The sequence below is a fragment of the Mesorhizobium sp. M1D.F.Ca.ET.231.01.1.1 genome (genome assembly GCF_003999155.2).
In the GTDB taxonomy this organism is placed as follows: Bacteria; Pseudomonadota; Alphaproteobacteria; order Rhizobiales; family Rhizobiaceae; genus Mesorhizobium.
The window spans coordinates 1-278 of sequence record NZ_RZOZ02000323.1; the positions used below are offsets into that span (position 1 = coordinate 1).

A 278-nucleotide genomic window follows, 5' to 3' on the forward strand; every position below is an offset into this window, starting at 1 on the left:
GGACGAAGGCGGCAGCCGTAAGAAGGATCAGCTGCCGCGTTACCTTTCGCTCGCCGACGAGCTCGAGCGGGCGCAGAAGCTTTTGCCGATCGTCTTCGGCCATAATGATCTTTTGCCGGCCAATATACTCGACGACGGCCAGCGGCTGTGGCTGATCGATTTCGAATATGCCGGTTTCAACACGGCCATGTTCGACCTTGCCGGCGTCGCCTCGAATGCCGGCATGAGTGATGACGAATCCTTCGCCTTCATGACCGCCTATTTCATGAAGGAGCCGG

The 278-nt window shown here is 58.3% G+C and carries 1 protein-coding gene; it reads left to right on the forward strand.

Features of this window, described 5'->3' with window-relative positions:
- Positions 1-278 (forward strand): phosphotransferase (locus tag EN874_RS33490; protein ID WP_145971774.1); only part of this gene is annotated, 278 nt, incomplete at both ends.